The 20,105-nt window shown below is 68.8% G+C and carries 23 protein-coding genes; 17 read left to right on the plus strand and 6 right to left on the minus strand.

The genetic code is table 11. The features are described from left to right. Positions 1-100 precede the first annotated feature (100 nt). The 9 genes from pheS (at position 101) to I0K15_RS13465 (ending at position 8,438) form a co-directional block, all read left to right on the plus strand. On the plus strand, positions 101-1,183 hold the full coding sequence (gene pheS / locus I0K15_RS13425; RefSeq protein ID WP_196102019.1) for a phenylalanine--tRNA ligase subunit alpha: 1,083 nt from the start codon (positions 101-103) through the stop codon (positions 1,181-1,183). Then, positions 1,180-1,521 carry a DUF2513 domain-containing protein gene (locus I0K15_RS13430; RefSeq protein WP_196102020.1) on the plus strand — a complete coding sequence of 114 codons (342 nt, stop codon included), beginning with the start codon at positions 1,180-1,182 and terminating at the stop codon, positions 1,519-1,521. Before pheS ends, I0K15_RS13430 begins: the two co-directional genes overlap by 4 nt. Beyond that, positions 1,518-1,943 (plus strand): ASCH domain-containing protein, encoded by a 426-nt coding sequence (locus tag I0K15_RS13435; protein ID WP_422393983.1) that lies wholly within the window; start codon positions 1,518-1,520, stop codon positions 1,941-1,943. The genes I0K15_RS13430 and I0K15_RS13435 overlap by 4 nt, the downstream gene beginning before the upstream one ends. 64 nt (positions 1,944-2,007) lie before the next feature. After that, on the plus strand, positions 2,008-2,190 hold the full coding sequence (locus tag I0K15_RS13440) for a phenylalanyl-tRNA synthetase subunit beta (RefSeq protein WP_196102021.1): 183 nt from the start codon (positions 2,008-2,010) through the stop codon (positions 2,188-2,190). A gap of 62 nt (positions 2,191-2,252) precedes the next feature. Next, positions 2,253-2,975 (plus strand): methyl-accepting chemotaxis protein, encoded by a 723-nt coding sequence (locus I0K15_RS21185; protein ID WP_196102022.1) that lies wholly within the window; start codon positions 2,253-2,255, stop codon positions 2,973-2,975. Then, positions 2,972-3,706: a methyl-accepting chemotaxis protein gene (locus I0K15_RS13450; protein ID WP_196102023.1), complete on the plus strand. Its 735-nt coding sequence runs from the start codon at positions 2,972-2,974 to the stop codon at positions 3,704-3,706. The genes I0K15_RS21185 and I0K15_RS13450 overlap by 4 nt, the downstream gene beginning before the upstream one ends. Positions 3,707-3,737: 31 nt before the next feature. Next, positions 3,738-6,206 carry a phenylalanine--tRNA ligase subunit beta gene (pheT, locus tag I0K15_RS13455; RefSeq protein WP_196102024.1) on the plus strand — a complete coding sequence of 823 codons (2,469 nt, stop codon included), beginning with the start codon at positions 3,738-3,740 and terminating at the stop codon, positions 6,204-6,206. A gap of 149 nt (positions 6,207-6,355) precedes the next feature. Then, the gene (locus I0K15_RS13460) at positions 6,356-6,805 is read left to right on the plus strand and encodes a YtoQ family protein (protein WP_196102025.1); all 450 of its coding nucleotides are present in this window, start codon (positions 6,356-6,358) and stop codon (positions 6,803-6,805) included. Between the two features lie 40 nt (positions 6,806-6,845). Then, on the plus strand, positions 6,846-8,438 hold the full coding sequence (locus I0K15_RS13465; protein WP_196102026.1) for a GMC family oxidoreductase: 1,593 nt from the start codon (positions 6,846-6,848) through the stop codon (positions 8,436-8,438). Here I0K15_RS13465 and clpS read toward each other — a convergent pair. Both clpS and I0K15_RS13475 read right to left on the minus strand, forming a co-directional pair. Then, a complete protein-coding gene (gene clpS, locus I0K15_RS13470; protein WP_196102027.1) occupies positions 8,435-8,740 on the minus strand; it encodes an ATP-dependent Clp protease adapter ClpS in 306 nt (101 codons plus the stop codon). The two genes, I0K15_RS13465 and clpS, sit on opposite strands and share 4 nt — an antisense overlap. A gap of 78 nt (positions 8,741-8,818) precedes the next feature. Next, positions 8,819-9,520 carry a glutathione S-transferase N-terminal domain-containing protein gene (locus I0K15_RS13475; protein ID WP_196102028.1) on the minus strand — a complete coding sequence of 234 codons (702 nt, stop codon included), beginning with the start codon at positions 9,518-9,520 and terminating at the stop codon, positions 8,819-8,821. Between the two features lie 185 nt (positions 9,521-9,705). Between I0K15_RS13475 and mscL the strand changes: the two genes are divergently transcribed. Next, a complete protein-coding gene (gene mscL, locus I0K15_RS13480; RefSeq protein ID WP_196102029.1) occupies positions 9,706-10,143 on the plus strand; it encodes a large conductance mechanosensitive channel protein MscL in 438 nt (145 codons plus the stop codon). Here the strand turns inward: mscL and ald are convergent. Continuing rightward, the gene (ald, locus tag I0K15_RS13485; protein ID WP_196102030.1) at positions 10,128-11,246 is read right to left on the minus strand and encodes an alanine dehydrogenase; all 1,119 of its coding nucleotides are present in this window, start codon (positions 11,244-11,246) and stop codon (positions 10,128-10,130) included. The two genes, mscL and ald, sit on opposite strands and share 16 nt — an antisense overlap. Positions 11,247-11,379: 133 nt before the next feature. Between ald and I0K15_RS13490 the strand changes: the two genes are divergently transcribed. Continuing rightward, positions 11,380-11,838 (plus strand): Lrp/AsnC family transcriptional regulator, encoded by a 459-nt coding sequence (locus tag I0K15_RS13490; RefSeq protein ID WP_196102031.1) that lies wholly within the window; start codon positions 11,380-11,382, stop codon positions 11,836-11,838. Positions 11,839-11,877: 39 nt separating this feature from the next. Here the strand turns inward: I0K15_RS13490 and I0K15_RS13495 are convergent, their stop codons facing one another. Then, positions 11,878-12,201, minus strand: a complete 324-nt coding sequence (locus I0K15_RS13495) for an AzlD domain-containing protein (RefSeq protein WP_196102032.1) — start codon at positions 12,199-12,201, stop codon at positions 11,878-11,880. After that, a complete protein-coding gene (locus I0K15_RS13500; RefSeq protein ID WP_196102033.1) occupies positions 12,198-12,914 on the minus strand; it encodes an AzlC family ABC transporter permease in 717 nt (238 codons plus the stop codon). The genes I0K15_RS13495 and I0K15_RS13500 overlap by 4 nt, the downstream gene beginning before the upstream one ends. A gap of 156 nt (positions 12,915-13,070) precedes the next feature. Between I0K15_RS13500 and I0K15_RS13505 the strand changes: the two genes are divergently transcribed. The 6 genes from I0K15_RS13505 (at position 13,071) to I0K15_RS13530 (ending at position 19,119) form a co-directional block, all read left to right on the plus strand. Next, on the plus strand, positions 13,071-13,721 hold the full coding sequence (locus I0K15_RS13505) for an esterase/lipase family protein (protein ID WP_196102034.1): 651 nt from the start codon (positions 13,071-13,073) through the stop codon (positions 13,719-13,721). Beyond that, positions 13,718-14,584, plus strand: a complete 867-nt coding sequence (locus I0K15_RS13510; RefSeq protein ID WP_196102035.1) for a formate dehydrogenase accessory sulfurtransferase FdhD — start codon at positions 13,718-13,720, stop codon at positions 14,582-14,584. The genes I0K15_RS13505 and I0K15_RS13510 overlap by 4 nt, the downstream gene beginning before the upstream one ends. A gap of 103 nt (positions 14,585-14,687) precedes the next feature. After that, positions 14,688-15,239, plus strand: a complete 552-nt coding sequence (gene mobA, locus I0K15_RS13515; RefSeq protein WP_196105472.1) for a molybdenum cofactor guanylyltransferase MobA — start codon at positions 14,688-14,690, stop codon at positions 15,237-15,239. Beyond that, positions 15,236-15,733: a molybdopterin-guanine dinucleotide biosynthesis protein B gene (mobB, locus tag I0K15_RS13520; protein WP_196102036.1), complete on the plus strand. Its 498-nt coding sequence runs from the start codon at positions 15,236-15,238 to the stop codon at positions 15,731-15,733. The genes mobA and mobB overlap by 4 nt, the downstream gene beginning before the upstream one ends. Further along, complete coding sequence (locus I0K15_RS13525) at positions 15,730-17,838, plus strand: molybdopterin-binding protein (RefSeq protein WP_196102037.1); 2,109 nt, start codon at positions 15,730-15,732, stop codon at positions 17,836-17,838. Before mobB ends, I0K15_RS13525 begins: the two co-directional genes overlap by 4 nt. Positions 17,839-17,940: 102 nt before the next feature. Beyond that, on the plus strand, positions 17,941-19,119 hold the full coding sequence (locus I0K15_RS13530) for an MFS transporter (protein ID WP_196102038.1): 1,179 nt from the start codon (positions 17,941-17,943) through the stop codon (positions 19,117-19,119). Here the strand turns inward: I0K15_RS13530 and I0K15_RS13535 are convergent. Further along, positions 19,116-20,105, minus strand: a complete 990-nt coding sequence (locus I0K15_RS13535) for a hypothetical protein (protein ID WP_196102039.1) — start codon at positions 20,103-20,105, stop codon at positions 19,116-19,118. The two genes, I0K15_RS13530 and I0K15_RS13535, sit on opposite strands and share 4 nt — an antisense overlap.

Raw genomic sequence — 20,105 nt, forward strand, 5'->3', positions numbered from 1 at the left:
TCCGCGGGGTCCGGGGCAGCCGCCCCGGTCCACCGCCCGCAATCTTGCAATCGGCCCGCCATGTGATACCCCGCTCCCACCGATCCGACGAGGCTTTCCGATGACCGATCTCGACACGCTCCGCGCCACCTGGCTCTCCCGCATCACAGACGCCTCCGACGAGGCCGCGCTGGAGGACACGCGCGTCGCCGCGCTGGGCAAGAAGGGCGAGGTCAGCCTCAAGATGCGCGAGCTCGGCAAGATGAGCCCGGAGGAGCGGCAGACCGCCGGCCCCGCGCTCAACGCCCTGAAGAACGAGCTCAATTCCGCCCTCATCGCCCGCAAGGCCGCGCTGGCCGACGCCGCCCTCGAGGAGCGCCTGAAGACCGAGTGGATGGATGTGAGCGCCGCGCCCCGGCCCGCGCAATCCGGCACGCTTCACCCGATCTCCCAGGTCAGCGAGGAGGTCATCGCGATCTTCGCCGATCTCGGCTATACGGTCTCCGAAGGCCCGCAGATCGAGACCGACTGGTACAATTTCGACGCGCTCAACATCCCCGGCCACCATCCCGCGCGGGCAGAGATGGACACCTTCTACATGAAGCGGGGCGAGGGCGATAACCGTCCGCCCCACGTGCTGCGCACGCACACCTCGCCGGTGCAGATCCGCGCGATGCAGGAGCATGGCGCGCCCATCCGCACGATCTGCCCGGGGCGCGTCTACCGCGCCGACTACGACCAGACCCACACGCCGATGTTCCACCAGGTCGAGGGGCTCGCCATCGACCGCGACATCTCCATGGCGAACCTCAAGTGGACGCTGGAGGAGTTCTGCCGCGCCTTCTTCGAGGTGGACGGGGTCGAGCTGCGCTTCCGCGCTTCGCACTTCCCCTTCACCGAACCCTCGGCCGAGGTCGACATCCGCTGCTCTTGGGCTGGCGGCCAGCTCAAGATCGGCGAGGGCGACGACTGGCTGGAGATCCTCGGGTCCGGCATGGTCCACCCCAAGGTGTTGGAGGCCGGCGGCATCGACCCCGACCAGTGGCAGGGCTTCGCCTTCGGCATGGGCATCGACCGCATCGCGATGCTGAAATATGGCATCCCCGACCTGCGCGCCTTCTTCGACAGCGACTTGCGCTGGCTGCGCCACTACGGCTTCGCGGCGCTCGACGTCCCCAGCGTACAGGGCGGGTTGAGTCGTTGAAGAGAGACGAGGACTATCTTCGCGAGCTTTTGACAGAGTTTGAGTCGAGCAGCGATTTTATCGTGCTTTCTTCGCTGACGCTTGGTGCTAGTTTGGAAGAAAAGAAGCGTTACTATCATATAGAGCTTCTTTGTGATGCTGGTTTGATGCTTCCAGTTGGTGAGACCAGCTACCGCCTTACTAGTCAGGGTCATGATTTTTTAGAAGCAGTGCGCTCGGAGAGCAGATGGTCTAAGATCAAGCATCGGGCGGGATCTGTGACGCTGCCCATACTTTATGACGTGTCTGTTGCTTTGCTTAAGGAAGAAGTGCGCAATCGCCTCGGAGGCGAGTGGTGAGAAACGACTGTAATACAATTGAGAAGCTCTCCGCCCGCTATCCCGGCGCCATCACCTTCACCATGGGCGACAGCCGCATGCTCTGCGACAGGCTGATCGCGCTGGTCCGCGCCGGCAAGAAGCGGGCGACATGCGGGCCGCTTGCCGATTACGAAGCCGGCAAGGACGACGTGCCCGTGGTTGGCCGTCGAGACATCGCGCTCGACTGGGATGGCAACCCGGTCTTCGTGATCGAGACCCTGCACACCGAGCAGATCCGCTTCTGCGACGTGCCCGAGGAGCTGGCGCTGGCCGAGGGTGAGGACGAGACGCTGGAGGGCTGGCGCGCCGGTCATGCGGAGTACTTCAAGCGCAATGGTGGGTTCGATCCCGAGATGATGCTGGTCTTCGAACGCTTTCGCCTCGTCGAGGATCTCGCCTGAGGCGTCCCGCCGCGCGACCCTCTGGTGAATTGCGGCTGGCAGGGCGACGCGTTCTTTTCGCGGCATGTCTAGCTTGCGTCGCCTCTGGTTTATCGTGCTCGCCCTGATGGTGGTGGGCGGTCATATCGCCATGCTCACATCGGACCGGATGCCCTTCGACGTCGCGCTCAGGCTCACGCTGGTCAACGCGGCGATCTGGGCGGTCCTGCTGTTGCCGCTCCTGCTCTTCGCACTCCTGCGCCGTTAACGCCATTGCAACCGCTTCGTGCGACGAGGGACGGAGCGGAGCATCGGCGGCAAGGGCATTTCATGCGTGACACGACGGAAGAGGACGTCTTTCACGCCCCCATGGGGGACCGGATGCTGCGCGTCGGCCTCTGCCGTGGCCGTGCGCTCCTCTGCGCCAACATCGCCCTCACCGCCGCCACTGCCGACAGTGAGGAGGAACGACAGGCCCTGCGCGACGGTTATGACATGCAGGTGCAGGAGATCCGGGCCTCCCTCGACGAACTGCTGCCGGAGGCCGAGCGCGACGACCACACCGGTGAGCTGCGCGGCGACATCCAGGTGATCCGCTCCGTCCTTCGGCGGCTGGAGGACGCGACGGCGCGCAGCGGCTCGCTCAGCATGTCGCGCAAGACCGCCGTCGCCCTCTCGGACGCGATCTGGCACCAGTTCTCGCCCGCGATCAGCAAGCTCATCAACCGGCTGGGGGAGGAGGAGGCGCGGGCCGCCAGCCAACGGCTTGAGACCGCGGGCCAGATGCGCAGCGCCGTGGACGGCATCATGGTCGAGATCGAGCAGGTCGGCCTGCAGGTCCGCCTCATCGCGCTCAACGCTTCGGTCGAGGCGGCGCGCGCCGGCGGCGCGTCGGGCCGCAGCTTCGGCGTGATCGCCGAGGAAATCCGCGCCCTCGCCGACACCACCAACCGCCTTGCGCGCGATGCCCGCCAGCATGTCGACCGGCTCGACGCCGCGATGGGCAATGCGCGGGGCCGCTCCGCCCCCGACACGTCATCAGAGGTCGCATGAACAGTCCCGCACCCATCGCCACGCGGCCTGGTGGCACCGGCACGCACCGGATCTTCCAGAAGGATCCGTTCAGTTCGGAGGTCGACAGCACCGGCGCGCTCACCCGCCTCGGCACGGTCCGCGGCCTCTCGCTAAACCTCGGGGCGCTTGCTATCCAGTACGCCACGGCTTCGGCGGAGGAGGCCGACGGCCTCACCCCCCTGATGCGGGAGATGCTGGACCGCGCCCTCGACGGCGGCGCCGTGGTCGACGGCGACGAGGTGGCGACCCTCGACCAGCGCGCCGACGCACCAGCCAACGTGATCCGCTCCTTCCTGCGCGACCTGCGCGGCCTGTTGTCCGGACAGGTCCGGATCGACCGCCCCACCGCGGTCGAGATCGCGCGCCGCTCGCGCGAGGATGTCGTGCCCGCCGTCTACGACCTCCTCAACCTGATGGCCGAGCGCAACCGCGCCGCCGCCGACGAGCGGATACAGGAGATCGAGCGCAACCGCGCGACCATCGACGGCCTCGTCGGCCAGCTCGAACAGATTGGCCTGCAGGTGCGCCTCATCGCGCTCAACGCCTCGGTCGAGGCCGCGCGGGCGGGCGGCGAGGCCGGGCGCAGCTTCGGCGTCATCTCCGACGAGATCCGCGCCCTGGCCGAGACGGCGACCCGCCTGATTGGCGAGACGAAGGACCGGCTCAGCCCCGGCTCCGCCCCCCTTTCGCGGCGGGAGGCGATGCGCTAGACGGTCCTCCGACGACGAAGGAGGCCGTGCCGTGAAATTCACCCTCAACTGGCTCAAGGATCACCTCGACACCGAGGCGACGCTGGACGAGATCCTTTACGCCCTCACCGATCTGGGGCTGGAGGTCGAGGGCGTGGAAAATCCCGAGGACCGGCTCGGCGCCTTCCGCATCGGCTATGTCCAGTCGGCAGAGAAGCACCCCGACGCCGACCGTCTGCGCGTCTGCATGGTCGAGACCGCCGACGGTACGCAGCAGATCATCTGCGGCGCGCCCAATGCGCGTGCCGGCATCAAGGTCGTCGTCGCTCAGCCCGGCGACTACGTCCCGGGCATCGACACCACCATCCAGGTTGGCAAGATCCGCGGCGTCGAGAGCCACGGCATGATGGCCTCCGAGCGCGAGCTGGAGCTCTCGGACGAGCATGACGGCATCATCGAGCTGGGCGAGGACGCGCAGGTCGGCCAGCGCTTCATCGATTATGCGGGCCTCAACGACCCGGTGATCGAGATCGCGATCACCCCCAACCGCCCCGACGCGCTGGGCGTGCGCGGCATCGCCCGCGACCTCGCCGCCCGTGGCCTCGGTACGCTGAAACAGGCCGATATCCCGGCGGTCCCCGGCCAGTATGACAGCCCGATCAAGGTGTACCTCGCCCCCGAGGTCGCGGATGAGGCCTGCCCGCTCTTCCTCGGCCGCCACATCCGCGGCGTGACCAACGGCCCAAGCCCGAAATGGATGCAGCAGCGCCTGATCGCCATCGGCCTGCGCCCGATCTCCGCGCTCGTCGATATCACCAACTACGTCACCTACGACCGCGGCCGCCCGCTCCATGTCTTCGACGCGGACAAGGTGACGGGCGACATCACCGTGCGCTTCGCGAAGGACGGCGAGACGCTGACGGCCCTCGACGGGAAGGACTACGCGCTCGCGGACGGCATGACCGTGATCGCGGACGAGGCAGGACCTGAGGGGATCGGCGGCATCATGGGCGGTGAGCTCTCGGGCTGCACCGAGACGACCACCAACGTCTACTTGGAAGCGGCCTGGTTCGACCCGATCCGCACGGCGAATACAGGCCGCGCGCTCAAGATCAACTCCGACGCCCGCTACCGGTTCGAGCGCGGCGCGGACCCTGCCTTCACCCCCGATGGGATGGAGCTCGGCACCCGCCTGATCCTCGATCTCTGTGGCGGCGAGGCCTCCGAGGTCGTGCAGGCCGGTGAGGTGCCCGACACCGCCCGCCGCTACATCCTGCGGCCCGAGCGGGTCGTGAGCCTTGTCGGCATGGAGATCCCGCGCGCCGAACAGATCCGCATTCTCGAAGCGCTCGGTTTCGACTGCGCCGAGCCCGGCACCGTGGCGAAGGCCATGGCGGCCCTCAGTCCGGTCGCCCCCCTCGCCGAGGCGGGTGAGATCAGCGTCGGCGTCCCCTCCTGGCGCCCCGACGTGCAGGGCGAGGCCGACCTGGTCGAAGAGGTCGCTCGCGTCGCCTCCCTCACCAAGCTCGAAGGCAAGCCGATGCGCCGCGCGAAGCCCGGCGTCGCGAAGCCCGTGCTCACTCCGATGCAGACCCGGACCGCCAGCGCGCGGCGCACGATCGCGGGCCTCGGCTACAATGAGTGCGTGACCTATTCCTTCATCCAGGCGGACCATGCGGCGCTCTTCGGTGGCGGGACGGACGCGACGGAGGTCGCGAACCCGATCAGCTCCGAGATGAGCCACATGCGGCCCACCCTCCTGCCCGGCCTGATGAACGCCGCCGCTCGTAACCAAGCACGCGGTTTCGCCGATCTCGCGCTCTTCGAGGTCGGCATGGCCTTCCCCGGCGGCGAGCCGGGTGAGGAGAAGCTGCTCGCCACCGGCATCCGCGTCGGCCAGACCGCGCCGCGCAACGCCCACGGCACCCGGCGGCCCGTCGATCTGTACGACGTGAAGGCGGATGCCGAGGCGCTGCTTGCCACCCTCGGCGCACCGGTCGAGCGGTTGATGCCGATGCGCAGCGCGCCCGAATGGTACCATCCGGGCCGCTCTGCTGTGCTCGGCCTTGGCCCGAAGAACCCGCTCGCGGTTTTCGGCGAGCTGCACCCGCGCGTGGTCGAGGCGCTGGACCTGAAGGGGCCTGCCATGGCCTTCACCGTCTTCCTCGCCAACATCCCGTTCCCGAAGCGGAAGTCGGCGACCCGGCCCGCGCTGACGCTGGCCGATTTGCAGGCGGTCGAACGCGACTTCGCCTTCATCGTCGATGCGGACCTGGAAACCGACAAGCTGGTGCGGGCGGCCAAGGGCGCCGACAAGGCGTTGATCGAGGCGGTCAGCGTCTTCGACGTCTTCGCTGGTGAGCGGGCCGAGGCGCAGATGGGCGCGGGCAAGAAATCCGTCGCCATCGCGGTGCGGCTGCAACCGACCGAGGCGACCCTGACCGACAAGGAGATCGAGGCGGTCGGCGAAAAGGTCGTCGCTGCGGTGAAGAAAGCGACCGGCGGAGAGCTGCGCGCCTGACGGCGCTAGCCGGCCTCCGGCGGGGATATTTCGTGAAGAGAGAGGGCGTTTACCAAGGTTAACGCCCTTTCCCGACTGAAACGCTTGGCATACGCGCGTCATACGCAAATCATACGCGCTGTGCACGGGCCCGAACGGAGTTAACGCGCATGGCCTGGACCGTTTACCTTTCCGGTGAGATCCACACCGACTGGCGGGAGGAGGTGGCTCGCGCTGCCGAGGGGCTGGACGTGACCTTTACCGCGCCGGTGACCGATCACGCGGCCTCCGACGATTGCGGCGTGGCCATTCTGGGCGCCGAACCGAACAAGTTCTGGCACGACCACAAGGGCGCGAAGATCAACGCGATCCGAACCCGCCACGCGATCGAGGAGGCGGACGTGGTCGTCGTCCGCTTCGGTGAGAAGTACCGCCAGTGGAATGCGGCCTTCGATGCTGGTTACGCCGCGGCCCTCGGCAAGTCCCTCGTCATCCTGCACAATTCCGATCACGCCCACGCGCTGAAGGAGGTGGATGCGGCGGCGAACGCGGTCTGCGAGACGCCGCGTCAGGTAGCCGAGATCCTGCGCTACGTGCTGACGGGGCGCTTGCCCGGCTAGTCCCATCCTGCGACCCTCGCGGAAAAACGGGAGGGGACGGATGGAATTCGACTACGTTATCGTGGGCGGCGGCTCGGCCGGCTGCGTGATGGCCGCGCGCCTCAGCGAGGATCCGGGCATCACGGTCTGCCTGCTGGAGGCGGGTGGCGAGGGCCGCGACCTCGTGATCCGCGCGCCGCTGGGCATCGCCACCATGATCTCGGGCCGGCCCAAGGTAAACAACTGGGCACTGCAGACGGTGCCGCAGAAAAATCTCAACAACCGCAGGGGCTTCCAGCCGCGCGGCAAGGCGCTGGGCGGCTCGTCGGCCATCAACGCGATGTTGTATGTCCGCGGGCATCCTTCCGATTACGACGACTGGGCCGCGGCGGGCGCCGAGGGCTGGTCGTGGGACGACGTGCTGCCATGGTTTCGGGCCTGCGAACATAACTCGCGAGGTGCCGACGATCTGCACGGGGTCGGCGGTCCGCTCGCAGTGAGCGATCAGCAGACACCGCGCGAGATCAGCCACGCCTTTGTCGATGCCGCCGCCGAGACGCAGCTCCGCCGGACAACAGATTTCAACGGGGCGGAGCAGGAGGGCGCCGGGCTCTTTCAGGTCACGCAGTACTCCGGCAACGAACGGAACGGAGAGCGCTGTTCGGCCGCGGCCGCCTATCTGCATCCGGTGATGGACCGGCCGAACCTGCATGTGATCACACGCGCACAGGCTGAGCGGGTGGTGTTCGAGGAGAACCGCGCGGCCGGCGTAACCTACCGAAAAGGCGGGCAGAAAACGGTACGCGCACGGCGCGAGGTGATCCTGAGCGCCGGTGCGTTCGGCTCACCGCACCTGCTTCAGCTCTCCGGCATCGGGCCCGGAGCGCGTCTTGCCGAGCACGGGATCGAGGTGTTGCATGACAGCCCGGAGGTCGGCGCCAATCTGCAGGACCACCTCGACTTCATCCTCTGCTACAAGTCCGACCGGCCGGTGGGCCTCGGCATCGGCCTCGCGGGGATCACGCAGCTCATCCGCGACAGCCTGCAATGGCGGCGTGACGGAACCTCGATGATCGCGAGCCCGGGGTCGGAGGCGGGGGCGTTCCTCCGCACTGATCCGGCGCTCAACCGGCCCGACGTGCAGCTCCACTTCGTGCCCTCAATCATCGACGACCACGCGCGCAAGCTGCACCTGGGCTACGGTTTTTCCTGCCATGCCTGCGTGCTGCGGCCGAAATCGCGCGGAACTGTCCGGCTCGCCTCGTCCGATCCGCGCAAGGCGCCGGCGATCGATCCGAACTACCTCGACGCGCCGGAGGATCTGGAGGTGCTGATGAAGGGCGTCTCGGCCATGCGCCGTATCATGGACGCGCCGCCGCTGCGGACCTATAGCAGCCGGGAGATCTACACCGAGGGCGTCGCCGACGAGGACCTCGTCGAGCACATCCGCGCCCGCGCCGACACCATCTACCACCCGGTCGGCACGGTGCGCATGGGCGGCCCCGACGCGCCCGCCGACCCCGAGGGCCGCATCCGCGGGGTCGAGGGCCTGCGGGTCGTCGACGCCTCCCTGATGCCGACGCTAATCGGCGGGAACACCAACGCACCCACCATCATGATGGCGGAAAAGATCGCGACTGGGATGCGGGCTTAACCCTCCTTCTCGGTCGTGAAGGCGAGGGGGTAGCCTTGGCTCTGGCCGGCGTCGGTGGCTTGCTGGGCCTTCGCCTCGGCCACCTCCTTGGTGAAGACGGCGACGACGCAGGCGCCCTGCTGGTGGGCGGTGAGCATGACGCCCATCGCCTCGCCCTCGCTCATGCGGAAGATCGATTTGAGGACCGTCACGACGAAGTCGCGCGGGGTGTAGTCGTCGTTGAGCAGGATGAGCTTGTAGAGCGGCGGACGCTCCGTTTTGGTCTTCGCTTTCGGTTTCAGGCGGGTGTCGACGTCGCTCATCTCGATGGATCCCCGGTCGCACCGCGTTAGCGTCTCAGGAATCGCCGCGCCGGTCCAGCGGCGCGGCGTCGCGGGGCCTCAGCCGTCGCGCGGCGGGATGTTGCGCGCGGCTTGGCTGGCGGGCCGGGCGAGGCAGGCATCGCGGTAGCGCACCACATTGGGCAGGTCGGCGAGGCCCAGCGCCTCCTCCCCGCCATAGAAGGCGATGACGTTGATCCAGGGCCAGATCGCGATGTCGGCGATGGTGTACTCGCCGGCCGCCACGAACTCCCGGTCCTGCAGGTGGCCGTCGAGCACTTTCAGGAGCCGCTTGCCCTCGTCCGTGTAGCGGGTCTTGGCATAGGGATCGCTCACCTTGTCGGCGGCGAACTTGTAGAAATGGCCGAACTGGCCGAGCATCGGACCGAGCCCGCCCATCTGCCACATCAGCCACTGCGTGACCTCGAAGCGTTTCTCGGGCGCGGTCGGATAGAACTGGCCCGTCTTCTCGCCGAGATAGATCAGGATCGCGCCCGTCTCGAAGAGGGCGAGCGTGCCGTTCGGGCCGTCCGGATCGATGATCACGGGGATCTTGTTGTTGGGGTTCAGCGCCAGGAACTCCGGCGTCATCTGGTCGTCGCGCATGATCGAGATCGTGTGCGCCTCGTAGGGCAGACCCGTCTCCTCCAACATCGCGCTCACCTTGATGCCGTTGGGCGTCGGGAAGGAGTAGAGCTGCAGGCGGTCGGGATGCTGGGGTGGGCGGAGCTTGGTGATCGGGTGGTCGAGAAGGTCGGACACGGGCCTCTCCCTGATGTGTGGTGCGGGTCAGGAGCTATCCCGGCGGCGCGCTGCGTCCAATCGCCCTAGCCGAAACAAACTATCCCAAACGCCGAGATTGTTCTGTTGCCGAAAGAAAACTTGCACACGCAAAAGTTGTGTGTGCACCGTTTCAATACGGAACCGTCAACCAGGGGACGCTCACCATGTGGCAGGAATTCAAGGACTTCATTGCGCGCGGCAACGTCATGGACATGGCCGTCGGGATCATTATCGGCGCGGCCTTTACCGCAATCGTGACCTCCGTCGTCGAGGATCTGATCAATCCGATCATCGGGATCATCACCGGCGGCGTCGACTTCTCGAACCAGTTCGTTCTGTTGGGCGAGGGCGAGTTCGCCTCACTTGCCGCGGCGCAGGATGCGGGCGTGGCCACCTTCGCCTACGGCTCCTTCATCAACGCGGTCATCAACTTCCTGATCATCGCCTTCGTCGTGTTCCTGCTGGTCAAGGGCGTGAACCGGATCAAGGAAAGCGTGGCGGAGAAGGAAGAGGCCCCCGAGCTCGAGCCCAAGGGCCCGACGCAGGAGGAGCTCCTGGCCGAGATCCGCGACCTGCTCGCCAAGGATCAGGCGGCGGCCTGAGCGACCTCCGCGGGGGCGGCGAAGTCCCGCCCCTGCGCCTGTGCCACGGCGGCATTCGTGAGCTGCCCGGCATGGATGTTGAGACCGGCGGCGAGGTGCGGGTCCTCGGCACAGGCCCGCGCCCAGCCCTTGTCGGCCAGCGCCAGCACGAAGGGCATCGTGGCGTTGCCGAGCGCGATGGTGGAGGTGCGGGCCACAGCGCCCGGCATGTTGGCCACGCAGTAGTGCACGATGCCGTCCACCTCGTAGATGGGCTCGTCATGGGTGGTGGGCGTCGAGGTCTCGAAGCAGCCGCCCTGGTCGATGGCAACGTCCACCAGCACCGCGCCGGTTTTCATCGTGGGCAGGTGGGCGCGGCGGACGAGCTTCGGCGCCTCGGCCCCGGGGATCAGGACGGCGCCGATCACCATGTCGGCGCGGGTGATGAGGTCTGCGATGGCGGCCTCGCTGGCGTAGCGCGTGCGGAAGTCGCGGGAGAACAGGTCGTCGAGCTGGCGCAGCCGGGGCAGGGAGAGGTCGAGCACCGTGACCTCCGCCCCCATCCCCGCCGCGATCCGGGCCGCATGGGTGCCGACCACCCCGCCGCCGAGCACCACGACCTCCGCCGGGCCGACGCCGGGCACGCCGCCCATCAGTACGCCGCGGCCGCCATTGGCCTTCTGCAGGGCCCAGGAGCCGACCTGCGGCGCGAGCCGTCCAGCGACCTCGGACATCGGTGCGAGCAGCGGCAGATGGCCGTCGCGGTCGGTGACGGTCTCATAGGCGATGGCGGTGCAGCCCGAGGCCAGCAGCTCCTCGGTCTGCGGCACGTCGGGCGCGAGGTGGAGATAGGTGAAGAGAAGCTGCCCCTCGGAAAGGCGCGCGCGCTCGACGGCCTGCGGCTCCTTCACCTTGACGATCATGTCGGCGGAGAAGGCGGCGTCCACGTCCCCGATCTCGGCCCCCGCGGCGCGGTAGGCGTCGTCGTCGAAACCCGCGCCCTCTCCGGCGCCGGTCTCGATCACCACCGAGTGGCCCCGGGCTGTGAGGGCCGTGACTGCGGCGGGACTAAGGCCCACGCGATACTCGCGGGTCTTGATCTCCTTAGGACAACCGATGCGCATGTCGAAACCTCCTGTTTGCGGGAAGTGTGCCGTGTTGTGCCGCGAATGTGCTTGCGAAGATCCTGCGCTAGGCGGCATTGTGCGCTGCAAACATCGGCGTTCTGGCGCTGATCTGTCGAAGGATCTTGCGTTGATGGAGCTCGATACGCTCGACCTGACGATTCTTAGCGCCCTCCAGCGGGACGGGCGATTGACGAACGCGGCCCTGGCGGAGGAGGTGCACCTCTCGCCGTCGGCCTGCCACCGGCGGGTGCGGCGGATGGAGAAGGCGGGCGTCATCACCGGCTACATCGCGCGCCTCGATCCTCGGGCGGTGGGGCGGCAGACGGTCGTCTTCGTGGAGATCACCTTGCAGGGGCAGAGCGAGGAGGTGCTCGATGCGTTCGAAGCAGCGCTCGCCCGCGTGCCGGACGTCGTGGAATGCCACCTAATGGCGGGCAGCGCGGATTACCTCGTGAAGGTCATGGCGGCGGACAGCGAGGATTTCGCCCGTATCCACCGCGAATACCTGTCCCGCCTGCCGGGCGTGGCCCAGATGCATTCGAGCTTCGCTCTCAGGACGGTTCGCGCGGGCGGCGGGTTGCCGTTGTAATTGTTTCGCCTGGCGGCGGCGGCGGGCAGCGCCCCGGAGCTACGTCACCCATAGCAGCAGATACAGCGCCGCCATCCCGCCCAGGATCGCGCCCAGCGTGTTCCGCGTTGCCGCCCCGATCGCGAAGGCCGCCAGCGCCGCGCCGATCCGTGCCGCGTCGGGGCTGCCGCCCGTCGCCTCGGGCCAGACGACAAGCGGTGCGACCAGTCCTGGCATCACTGCCACCGGCACGTAGCGCAGCAGGCGCAGCGCCCAGTCCGGCAGGTCCCGGTCGCCGATCAAGCCGAGGAAGGAGAAGCGGATCAGGAAAGTGCCGAGCCCCAGCACGATGATGACAGTCCAGACCGTGACAGGATCGATCATGCCGGGGCCCTCCGCCGCTCCAACGCGATCTCGGTCGCAGCCCCTGCGGCCATCGCCACGATCGCCGCCGCGATCAGGCCGAGCGAGTAGGGCACCCAGACCAGCGCCAGCGCCAGGACGACCGACACCGTCGCCGCCACCAGATGCGGCAGCGACCGCAAGGAGGGCGCGACCAGCGCGATGAAGGTGATCGGGATCGCGAAGTCGAGCGCGTATTCCGGCGGGATCGCAGAACCCGCCACCGCGCCCACCAGCGTGAAGCCGTACCAGAGCGGCGCGACCGGCGTCATCACTCCGAAGAAGTAGCCGAGCTTGGCGGAGACTGACGCCCCCGGCTCCCGCTCGTACTTAAGGGCGGCGGCGGCATAGGACTGATCTACCAGGAAATAGGCCGCGATCGCCTTCTGCCAGACCGGCGCGCCGCGCAGATGTGTGCTCATCGACGCCGAATAAAGCGCCATCCGCAGATTCACCGCCAGCGCGGTCAGGAGGACGACGAAGGTGGGCGCCTGCTCCTCCATCAGCGCGAGCGCGGTGAACTGCGCGGCCCCCGCGATCACGAGGATCGTCATGCCCATCGTGCTCGCGATGTCGAGCCCCGCCTCGGTCGCCACCACGCCGAAGAGCAGCGCGAAGGGGGTCACCACCAGCGTGAAGGGCAGCCCGTCGCGGACGCCCTGCCAGTACCATGTGCGCGTGCTCGGTCCGCTCATCGTGAAATCCTCCGATCCTGAGGGATAGGTATCGCGGCCGGTATCTACAAATGCTGAATTGTGACGGGCGCAATCGCCGGACGCGATGAAGGGACGATGGGCGGTGGACAAGGCCCGGGCAAAGCTCTCTAACTCGGGGGCGAGATGGAGGACGGGATGAGCACAGACAGGCCGGTCGGGCTGATCCACGGGCTGGGGCGCGGCCCCGGTTCGATGCGGGTCATGGCGAACCGGTTGGAGCGGCTGGGCTTCGCGACCTTTCTGCTCGACTACCCCTCCCGACACGTGCCGCCGGCCGAGGCGCAGGCGGTGCTCGAAGCGCAGATCGCGCGTGAAGCCCCGGAGGGCTGCCACCTCGTGGGCCACTCGCTTGGCGGCGTTCTGGCGTTGCGGCTGAAATGCGACCATCCCGACAGTGTGCGCCGCGTCGTGCAGCTCGGCTCGCCCAACCAGGGCTCACCGATGGCCGAGGCGTTTCGCGACGTGCGCTTCGTGGCCGATCTGATGGGGCCTGCACTCGAAAGGATCGCCGCGGCGGATCTGGGACTGGAGGAGTTGCCGCCCGCCATCGCCCGCGACCTCGGCATCATCGCGGGCTCCGCCCCGCTGGGCCGGGTGACGGAGCTCTGGGGTATCGACGGGCCGTCCGACGGGATGGTGCCCGTGGCCTCCGCGCTCGGCATCGACCACGCGGATGCGCTGTTGACCACGACGATTCACGGGATGCTGCCGCTCTCCGCCGATGCCGCGACGCAGGTCGGCGCCTTCCTGCGCAAGGGCCGCTTCACGCGGGCGGAGGCGGCATGAGCGGCTACCTCATCGGTCCCGATCCGGCGAACCCGCGGCTGACGCGGGCGGTCGAGGGCGTGGACCACGAGGGGCAGGTGCAGGAGATCCGCGTCGTCGAGGAGCGGCCGCTGACGATCTACCTCAACAGTCAGGAGATCGTGACGGCTATGACGATCGGAGACCATCCGGAATGGCTCGCCGTCGGCTATCTCGCCAACCAGGGCATGCTGCTGCCGACCGACCGCTTGACTGGCGTCGATTTCGACGAGGAGGTCGAGACCGTGGTCGTGCGCACCGAGCGCGCCACCGATTACGAGGAGAAGCTGAGCCGTAAGACCCGTACTTCGGGCTGCGCGGTCGGAACCGTTTTCGGCGACATGATGGAGGGGCTCGACGGCGTGACACTGCCCGCCGCGGAGGTCCGCACCTCCTGGCTCTACGCGCTGGCCAAGGAGATCAACACGACGCCGAGCCTCTATCTGGAGGCGGGCGCGATCCACGGCACGGTGCTCTGCCGAGCCGACCGCCCGCTCGTCTACATGGAGGATGTCGGGCGCCACAACGCCGTCGACAAGATCGCAGGCTGGATGCGGATGGAGGGTGTGGGGCCTGAGGACAAAATGCTCTACACCACCGGGCGCCTGACCTCCGAGATGGTGATCAAGACGGCGCTGATGGGCATCCCGGTGCTCGCGAGCCGCTCGGGCTTCACCGCCTGGGGCGTGGAGATCGCCCGGCGCGTGGGTCTGACGCTGATCGGGCGGATGCGGGGCAAACGCTTCATCTGCCTTTCGGGTGCGGATCGCCTGGTGCGCGACGCCGACCCCGCCGCGGTCGAGGACGAACCGGCGAAACTGCGCCGGAAGGGAGCGGCGGGGTGAAGACTTTTCCTCCGAAAAGTCTTGGGCAAAATCTTCGATCGAAGATTTTGGGGCGCTCGTGAAGATCGCCGGGGTGATCCTCGCCGGTGGTCTCGCGACCCGGATGGGCGGCGGTGACAAGGGGCTGCTGGAGCTCGGCGGCAAGCCGATCCTCGCCCACGTCATCGACCGGCTCAGCCCGCAGGTGGAGGCCCTGGCGATCAATGCAAACGGCGATCCGGAGCGGTTTGCCGCATTCGGCCTCCCCGTGATCGCCGATAATGTTGAAGGCCATCCGGGACCGCTCGCTGGCGTGCTTGCGGGCATGGACTGGGCTGCGGGTGAGGGGTTCGATCTGATCGCCACCGCCGCCGCCGACACGCCGTTCTTTCCGGAGAGCCTGGTTCACGGCCTCTACCTCGGCATGGTGTCGGAGCGTGTACCGCTCGCGCGGGCCGAGACGGCCCGCGAGGGCGGCTTCGACCGGCATCCCACGTTCGGCCTCTGGTCCGTCTCCCTGCGCGACGACCTGCGCGCGGCCCTCTCCGGTGGCACCCGTAAGGTGATCGCCTGGACCGATCCGCACGGCGTCGCCCGCGTCGTCTTCGACGGCGAAGACCCGTTCTTCAACGTCAACACCCCCGAGGATCTGGAGCGGGCGAGGGCGCGGGCATGAGGCTCTACGGCGTGACCGGCTGGAAGAATTCCGGCAAGACCACGCTGGTCGAGCGGCTGGTGGCCGAGATTGCGGGCCTCGGCTTCACCGTCTCCACCGTCAAACACGCGCACCATTCGTTCGACGTCGATCAGCCGGGCAAGGACAGCTATCGCCACCGGGAGGCCGGTGCGACCGAGGTGCTGCTCGCCTCGCGCAACCGCTGGGCGCTGATGCACGAGCTGCGCGGCGACGAGGAGCCGCCGCTGGAGGCGCTGCTTGCGCGCCTCTCCCCGGTCGATCTGGTGCTGGTCGAGGGCTACAAGCGCGACCGCCATCCGAAGGTCGAGGCGCATCGGGTGGCCACCGGCCAACCGCTGATCGCGCGGGACGATCCCACGATCCGTGCGGTGGCGAGCGACAGCGCGCCCGAGGGGCTGGCGGTGCCAGTCCTACCGCTCGACGATACGGAGGCGATCGCGGCGTTCATCCTGCGCGAGGTCGGCCTCGCATGATCTTCGACACGCATGTCGCGGTGGACTGGTCGGCGCGCTCGCAGCCCTCGCCAGCAAAGCCCGCGGCGGATGCGATCTGGATCGGCGTGGTGCGCGGCGGCGTGGCGGAGCTGCCGACCTATCATCGAACGCGGGCGGCGGCGCTGGAGGCGATCGCCGCGCTGATCTGGGAGGATCGTGTCGCGGGGCGCCGCATCCTCGTCGGCTTCGACTTTCCCTTCGGCTGGCCGCGGGGTCTGGCGGCGCATCTGACCGGAGAGGCGCGGGCGCGCGACCTCTGGCGTTGGTTCGCGGGGCGGATCGAGGATGCGCCGGACAACGCCAACAACCGCTATGACGTGGCCGAGGCTGTCAACCGGGCCTTGCCGGGCGTCGGCCCGTACTGGTCGAAGTCGCATCGCGACCGCTGGGCGGAGATCCCTTTCACCGATCTGCGCGACGGCCACGGCCTGCCGCGCCGGCGGCTGATCGAGGAGCAGGTGCGCGGCGCGAAGGAGGTCTGGCAGCTCGCGGGCGCAGGTTCCGTCGGCTCGCAGGCGATCCTCGGTGTCGCGGCGCTGGAGCGGCTGGCGGCGGAGACCGGGGCCGAAGTCTGGCCCTTCGACACCGGCCTCACGGTGCCGGAGGGCGACGCGGTGCTGGCGGAGATCTATCCCTCCCTCTTCAACGACGCGGTGAAGACGCGGCTCGGCGACGGCGACATCAAGGACGCCGTGCAGGTCGCCGTGACGGCGGAGCGGATCGCGCAGTGGGATCGGGAAGGGACGCTGGCGAGCCTTCTGAGCCCTACCGTCGAGCAGCCCGAGGTCATCGCGCGGGAGGAGGGGTGGATCCTCGGGGTGCCGGGTGCGGTTGCATCGACACCCAAGCTCTCCAACGACTGCTTCGCCCTACCGCCGGGCGTGGACTGGACGCCGGTGGACGAGGCGTTGGAGCGGCTGCGCGCCGGTCTCATCCCGATTGCCGAGGTGGAGCAGGTCCCGGTGGCGCAGGCTGGCGGAAGGGTGCTGGCGGTGGCCGTGGTGGCCCGCCGGTCCAACCCGCCCGCGGCCAATGCGGCGGTGGACGGGTATGCGTTCGCGGCGGCGGGGCTCGCCGGCCCGGTGCGTTTGCCGCTGGCCCCGGGCCGTGCGGCGGCGGGGGCGCCCTTCGACGGAACCGTGCCACCCGGTCATGCGCTGCGCATCCTGACCGGCGCAGTGCTGCCCGAGGGGGCCGACACGATCGTGTTGCAGGAGGATGTGGCGGTCGAGGATGGTGCGGTCCGATTCGAGGCGCGGCTGAAGCCCTGCGCCAATGTCCGCCCTGCTGGCGAGGACGCCGAGGCCGGGGCCGAGGTCCTCGCAGCGCCGCTACTGCTGCGCCCACAGGACCTCGCGCTGGCAAGTGCCGTAGGGGTGGACCGGCTCGCCGTGCGCAAGCCTCTGCGCGTTGCCGTCTTGTCTACCGGGGATGAGGTCGTGGAGCCCGGCAGCGCGGCCCGTCCGGGTGCCATCTTCGACGCGAACCGGCCGATGTTGCTCGATCTGGTCCGGCGCTGGGGCTACGCGCCGGTCGATCTGGGCATCGCGCGGGATCGGGAGGGCGAGGTTCGGGCCGCGCTCCAGCGTGGCGCGGCGGAGGCCGATGCGATCCTGACCTCCGGCGGCGCATCGGCGGGGGACGAGGATCACATCTCGGCCCTTCTGACCGCCGAGGGCTCCGTCTCCACCTGGCGCATCGCCGTGAAGCCGGGGCGTCCACTGGCGCTGGGGATGTGGCAGGGCACGCCGGTCTTCGGCCTGCCGGGCAACCCGGTCGCGGCCTTCGTCTGCACGCTGATCTTCGCCCGGCCCGCGCTGGGGCTGATGGCGGGGGCGGGCTGGCAGGTGCCGCAGCCGCTGTGGCTGCCTGCGGCCTTCGAGAAACGCAAGAAGCCGGGTCGGCGCGAGTACCTGCGCGCGCGGGTGCGGGACGGGCAGGTGGAGGTCTTCGCCTCCGAAGGCTCCGGCCGCGTCTCGGGCCTGAGCTGGGCCGAGGGGCTGTGCGAGCTGCCGGACGACGGGCTCGACGTGAAACCCGGCACCCCGGTGCGGTACCTGCCGTTCGAGGCGTTTGGCCTCTGACCCCTCTCGGATCGCGTATTTGGAGAAAGATGAAGGCGGGTGCTTGCGCGAGGCGGCTGCGGTGGTAGCAGTGGCGGGCCGCTCCGGCGTGAGGAGATCACCATGCCCCGACCGAATGCGCTGAGCCCTGCCGGGCTGCGGACCGCTGCCGCCTATGCCGCGATCTTTGCCGCACTCGGTGTGCACCTGCCGTTCTGGCCGCTCTGGCTCGCCGAATGGGGGCTGACCGCGGCGGAGATCGGGGGATTTACAGCCGCCGGCATCGTGATCCGGGTGCTGGCGGGGCTCGCGGTGCCGGCGCTCGCCGACCGGCTGGACGCGCGGCGCGCGGTTCTGGCGGCGGTGGCCGGGATCGGGGCGGTGACCTTCGCCGTCCACGGGCTGCTCGATGCGCGCGGCGTGCTGCTGGTCGCGACGCTGGTCACGGGTGTCGTTTTTGCCGGGATGATCCCGATCGCGGATGCCTTGGGCACGGCCGCGGCACGGACGGGAGGCTTCGGCTATGCGCCTGTCCGCTCCATGGGCTCGCTGTCGTTCCTTCTGGCGAGCCTCGCGGTCGGCTGGCTAATCGCGCGCTACGGCGTGGTCGTCGCACAGTGGTGGATCGTGGTGGCGCTGATCTTCTGCGTCTGGACCGCGTGGACGCATCCGGGCGGCGGCAATGTGCGCCAGCCGCATCCCCCGCGGCTGGGTGACCTGGGGCGGATGCTGACGGAGAAGCGCTTCGTTATCTTCATCGTCGCCATCGGCATGGCGCAGAGCTCGCATGCCGTGCTCTACGCCTACGGTTCCCTGCATTGGGAGGCGCTGGGGGTCAGCGAGCCGGTGATCGGGCAGCTCTGGGCCTTTGCCGTCGCGATGGAGACGGTGCTGATGCTGATCGCCGGAACCTGGCTGATCCGGCGCTTCGGCGCGGTGGGGGCTATTGCACTGAGTGCCGCGGCGGGGGTGGTGCGCTGGGGCTGGATGATGTTCGATCCGACGGGGGCGACGCTCTGGGGCCTTCAGGTGCTGCACGCGCTGACCTTCGGCGCGGGGCATCTGGGCGGGATCGCCTTCATCGCGGCTGCCGTGCCGGAGCGGCTGGCGGCCTCGGCCCAGGGCATGTTCAGCTCGGCGGCGGGCGGGGTGCTGATGGCGCTCGGTATGGCGATCGCCTCGGTGGTCTATCCGATGGCGGGCGGGCTCACCTACGGGATCGCCGGGGTGATGTCGCTGATCGGGCTGGTGCTCGCCCTGTGGCTCGGTCGGATCTGGGACGGTGGCGAGACCGTGCGCTAATCGAGCGCGCCGGTCACGGTCGCGAGCAGCATGAAGGCGCGGCCGGTGCGAGTGTCGGCGAGCCGCCCGATATCTTCGTCGGCCAGTGTCGGCGCCATCTCCTTCAACAGCAGGTCGAAGTGGCGCAGGAAGTGGAGCGCGGTGTCGCGCATCACCTCGTCCGTGCGCATCCGTCCGCGCGTGAGGCTGATGGCGGTCGTGTCCTCGATGCCGGCGAGCCCCGCAAGCTCGCTGCCGCGTTCACCTTCGGCGAAGCGGCGCCAGAGGGAGGGGTCTGTGGCGACCGGGTCGAGATCGTCCATGTAGATCCCGTCCTGGGAGAGCAGGTTCAGCACGTCCTCCGCCGCGCGCAGGACCTGGGCAACGGAGCGGTCCTGCATCGCGCGGCGCATGGCGCGGAAGCCCGCGGTGTCGTCCGCATCGGTCGGGAAGTTGAGGGCGCGCAGGATCTCCGGCCACTCGGGTGGGCCGGAGGGCTCCGCCGCCGACGGCTCGTCGAAGGGGAGGGAGCGCTGCGCCGTCTCGGGCTTCGGCGCGGGGCGCAGGGGCTTGGCGAGCAACCGGCTGGGTTTGCCGCTTTCAGCAGCCCGGGCCGCATTCTCCGCCACCTTCTCCAGCACGGTCCGGTCGGCCTCCCGCCCCTCCAGGAGAGCATAGAGCGCCCGGTCCGTCACCCGCTGCCGCTCGGTGATCCGGGCGAGCATGTCGGAGACTTCCTTGGACGGTTTCGCAGGGACGGGCGGTGTCTCCTGCAACTCGTCAACGATGAAGGCGAGCGCGCGGGCCTCCGCCCGCCAGTCCTCCAGCCGCCGGATGGTGAGTGCCAGGACGAAGGCGAGCCCGCCGGGCACCAACACGGCGAGAGCGCAGAAGAGGGCGACGGCCATGCCGGGGGCCGGCTGGGTCAGCAGCCAGGCGAGGACCACGGCGGCCCAGGCGAGGATCGCGCCCCCGGCCAACAGCCATCCGCGCCAGATCCCCCCCAT

The organism is Pontivivens ytuae (assembly GCF_015679265.1).
Taxonomy (GTDB): Bacteria; Pseudomonadota; Alphaproteobacteria; order Rhodobacterales; family Rhodobacteraceae; genus Pontivivens; species Pontivivens ytuae.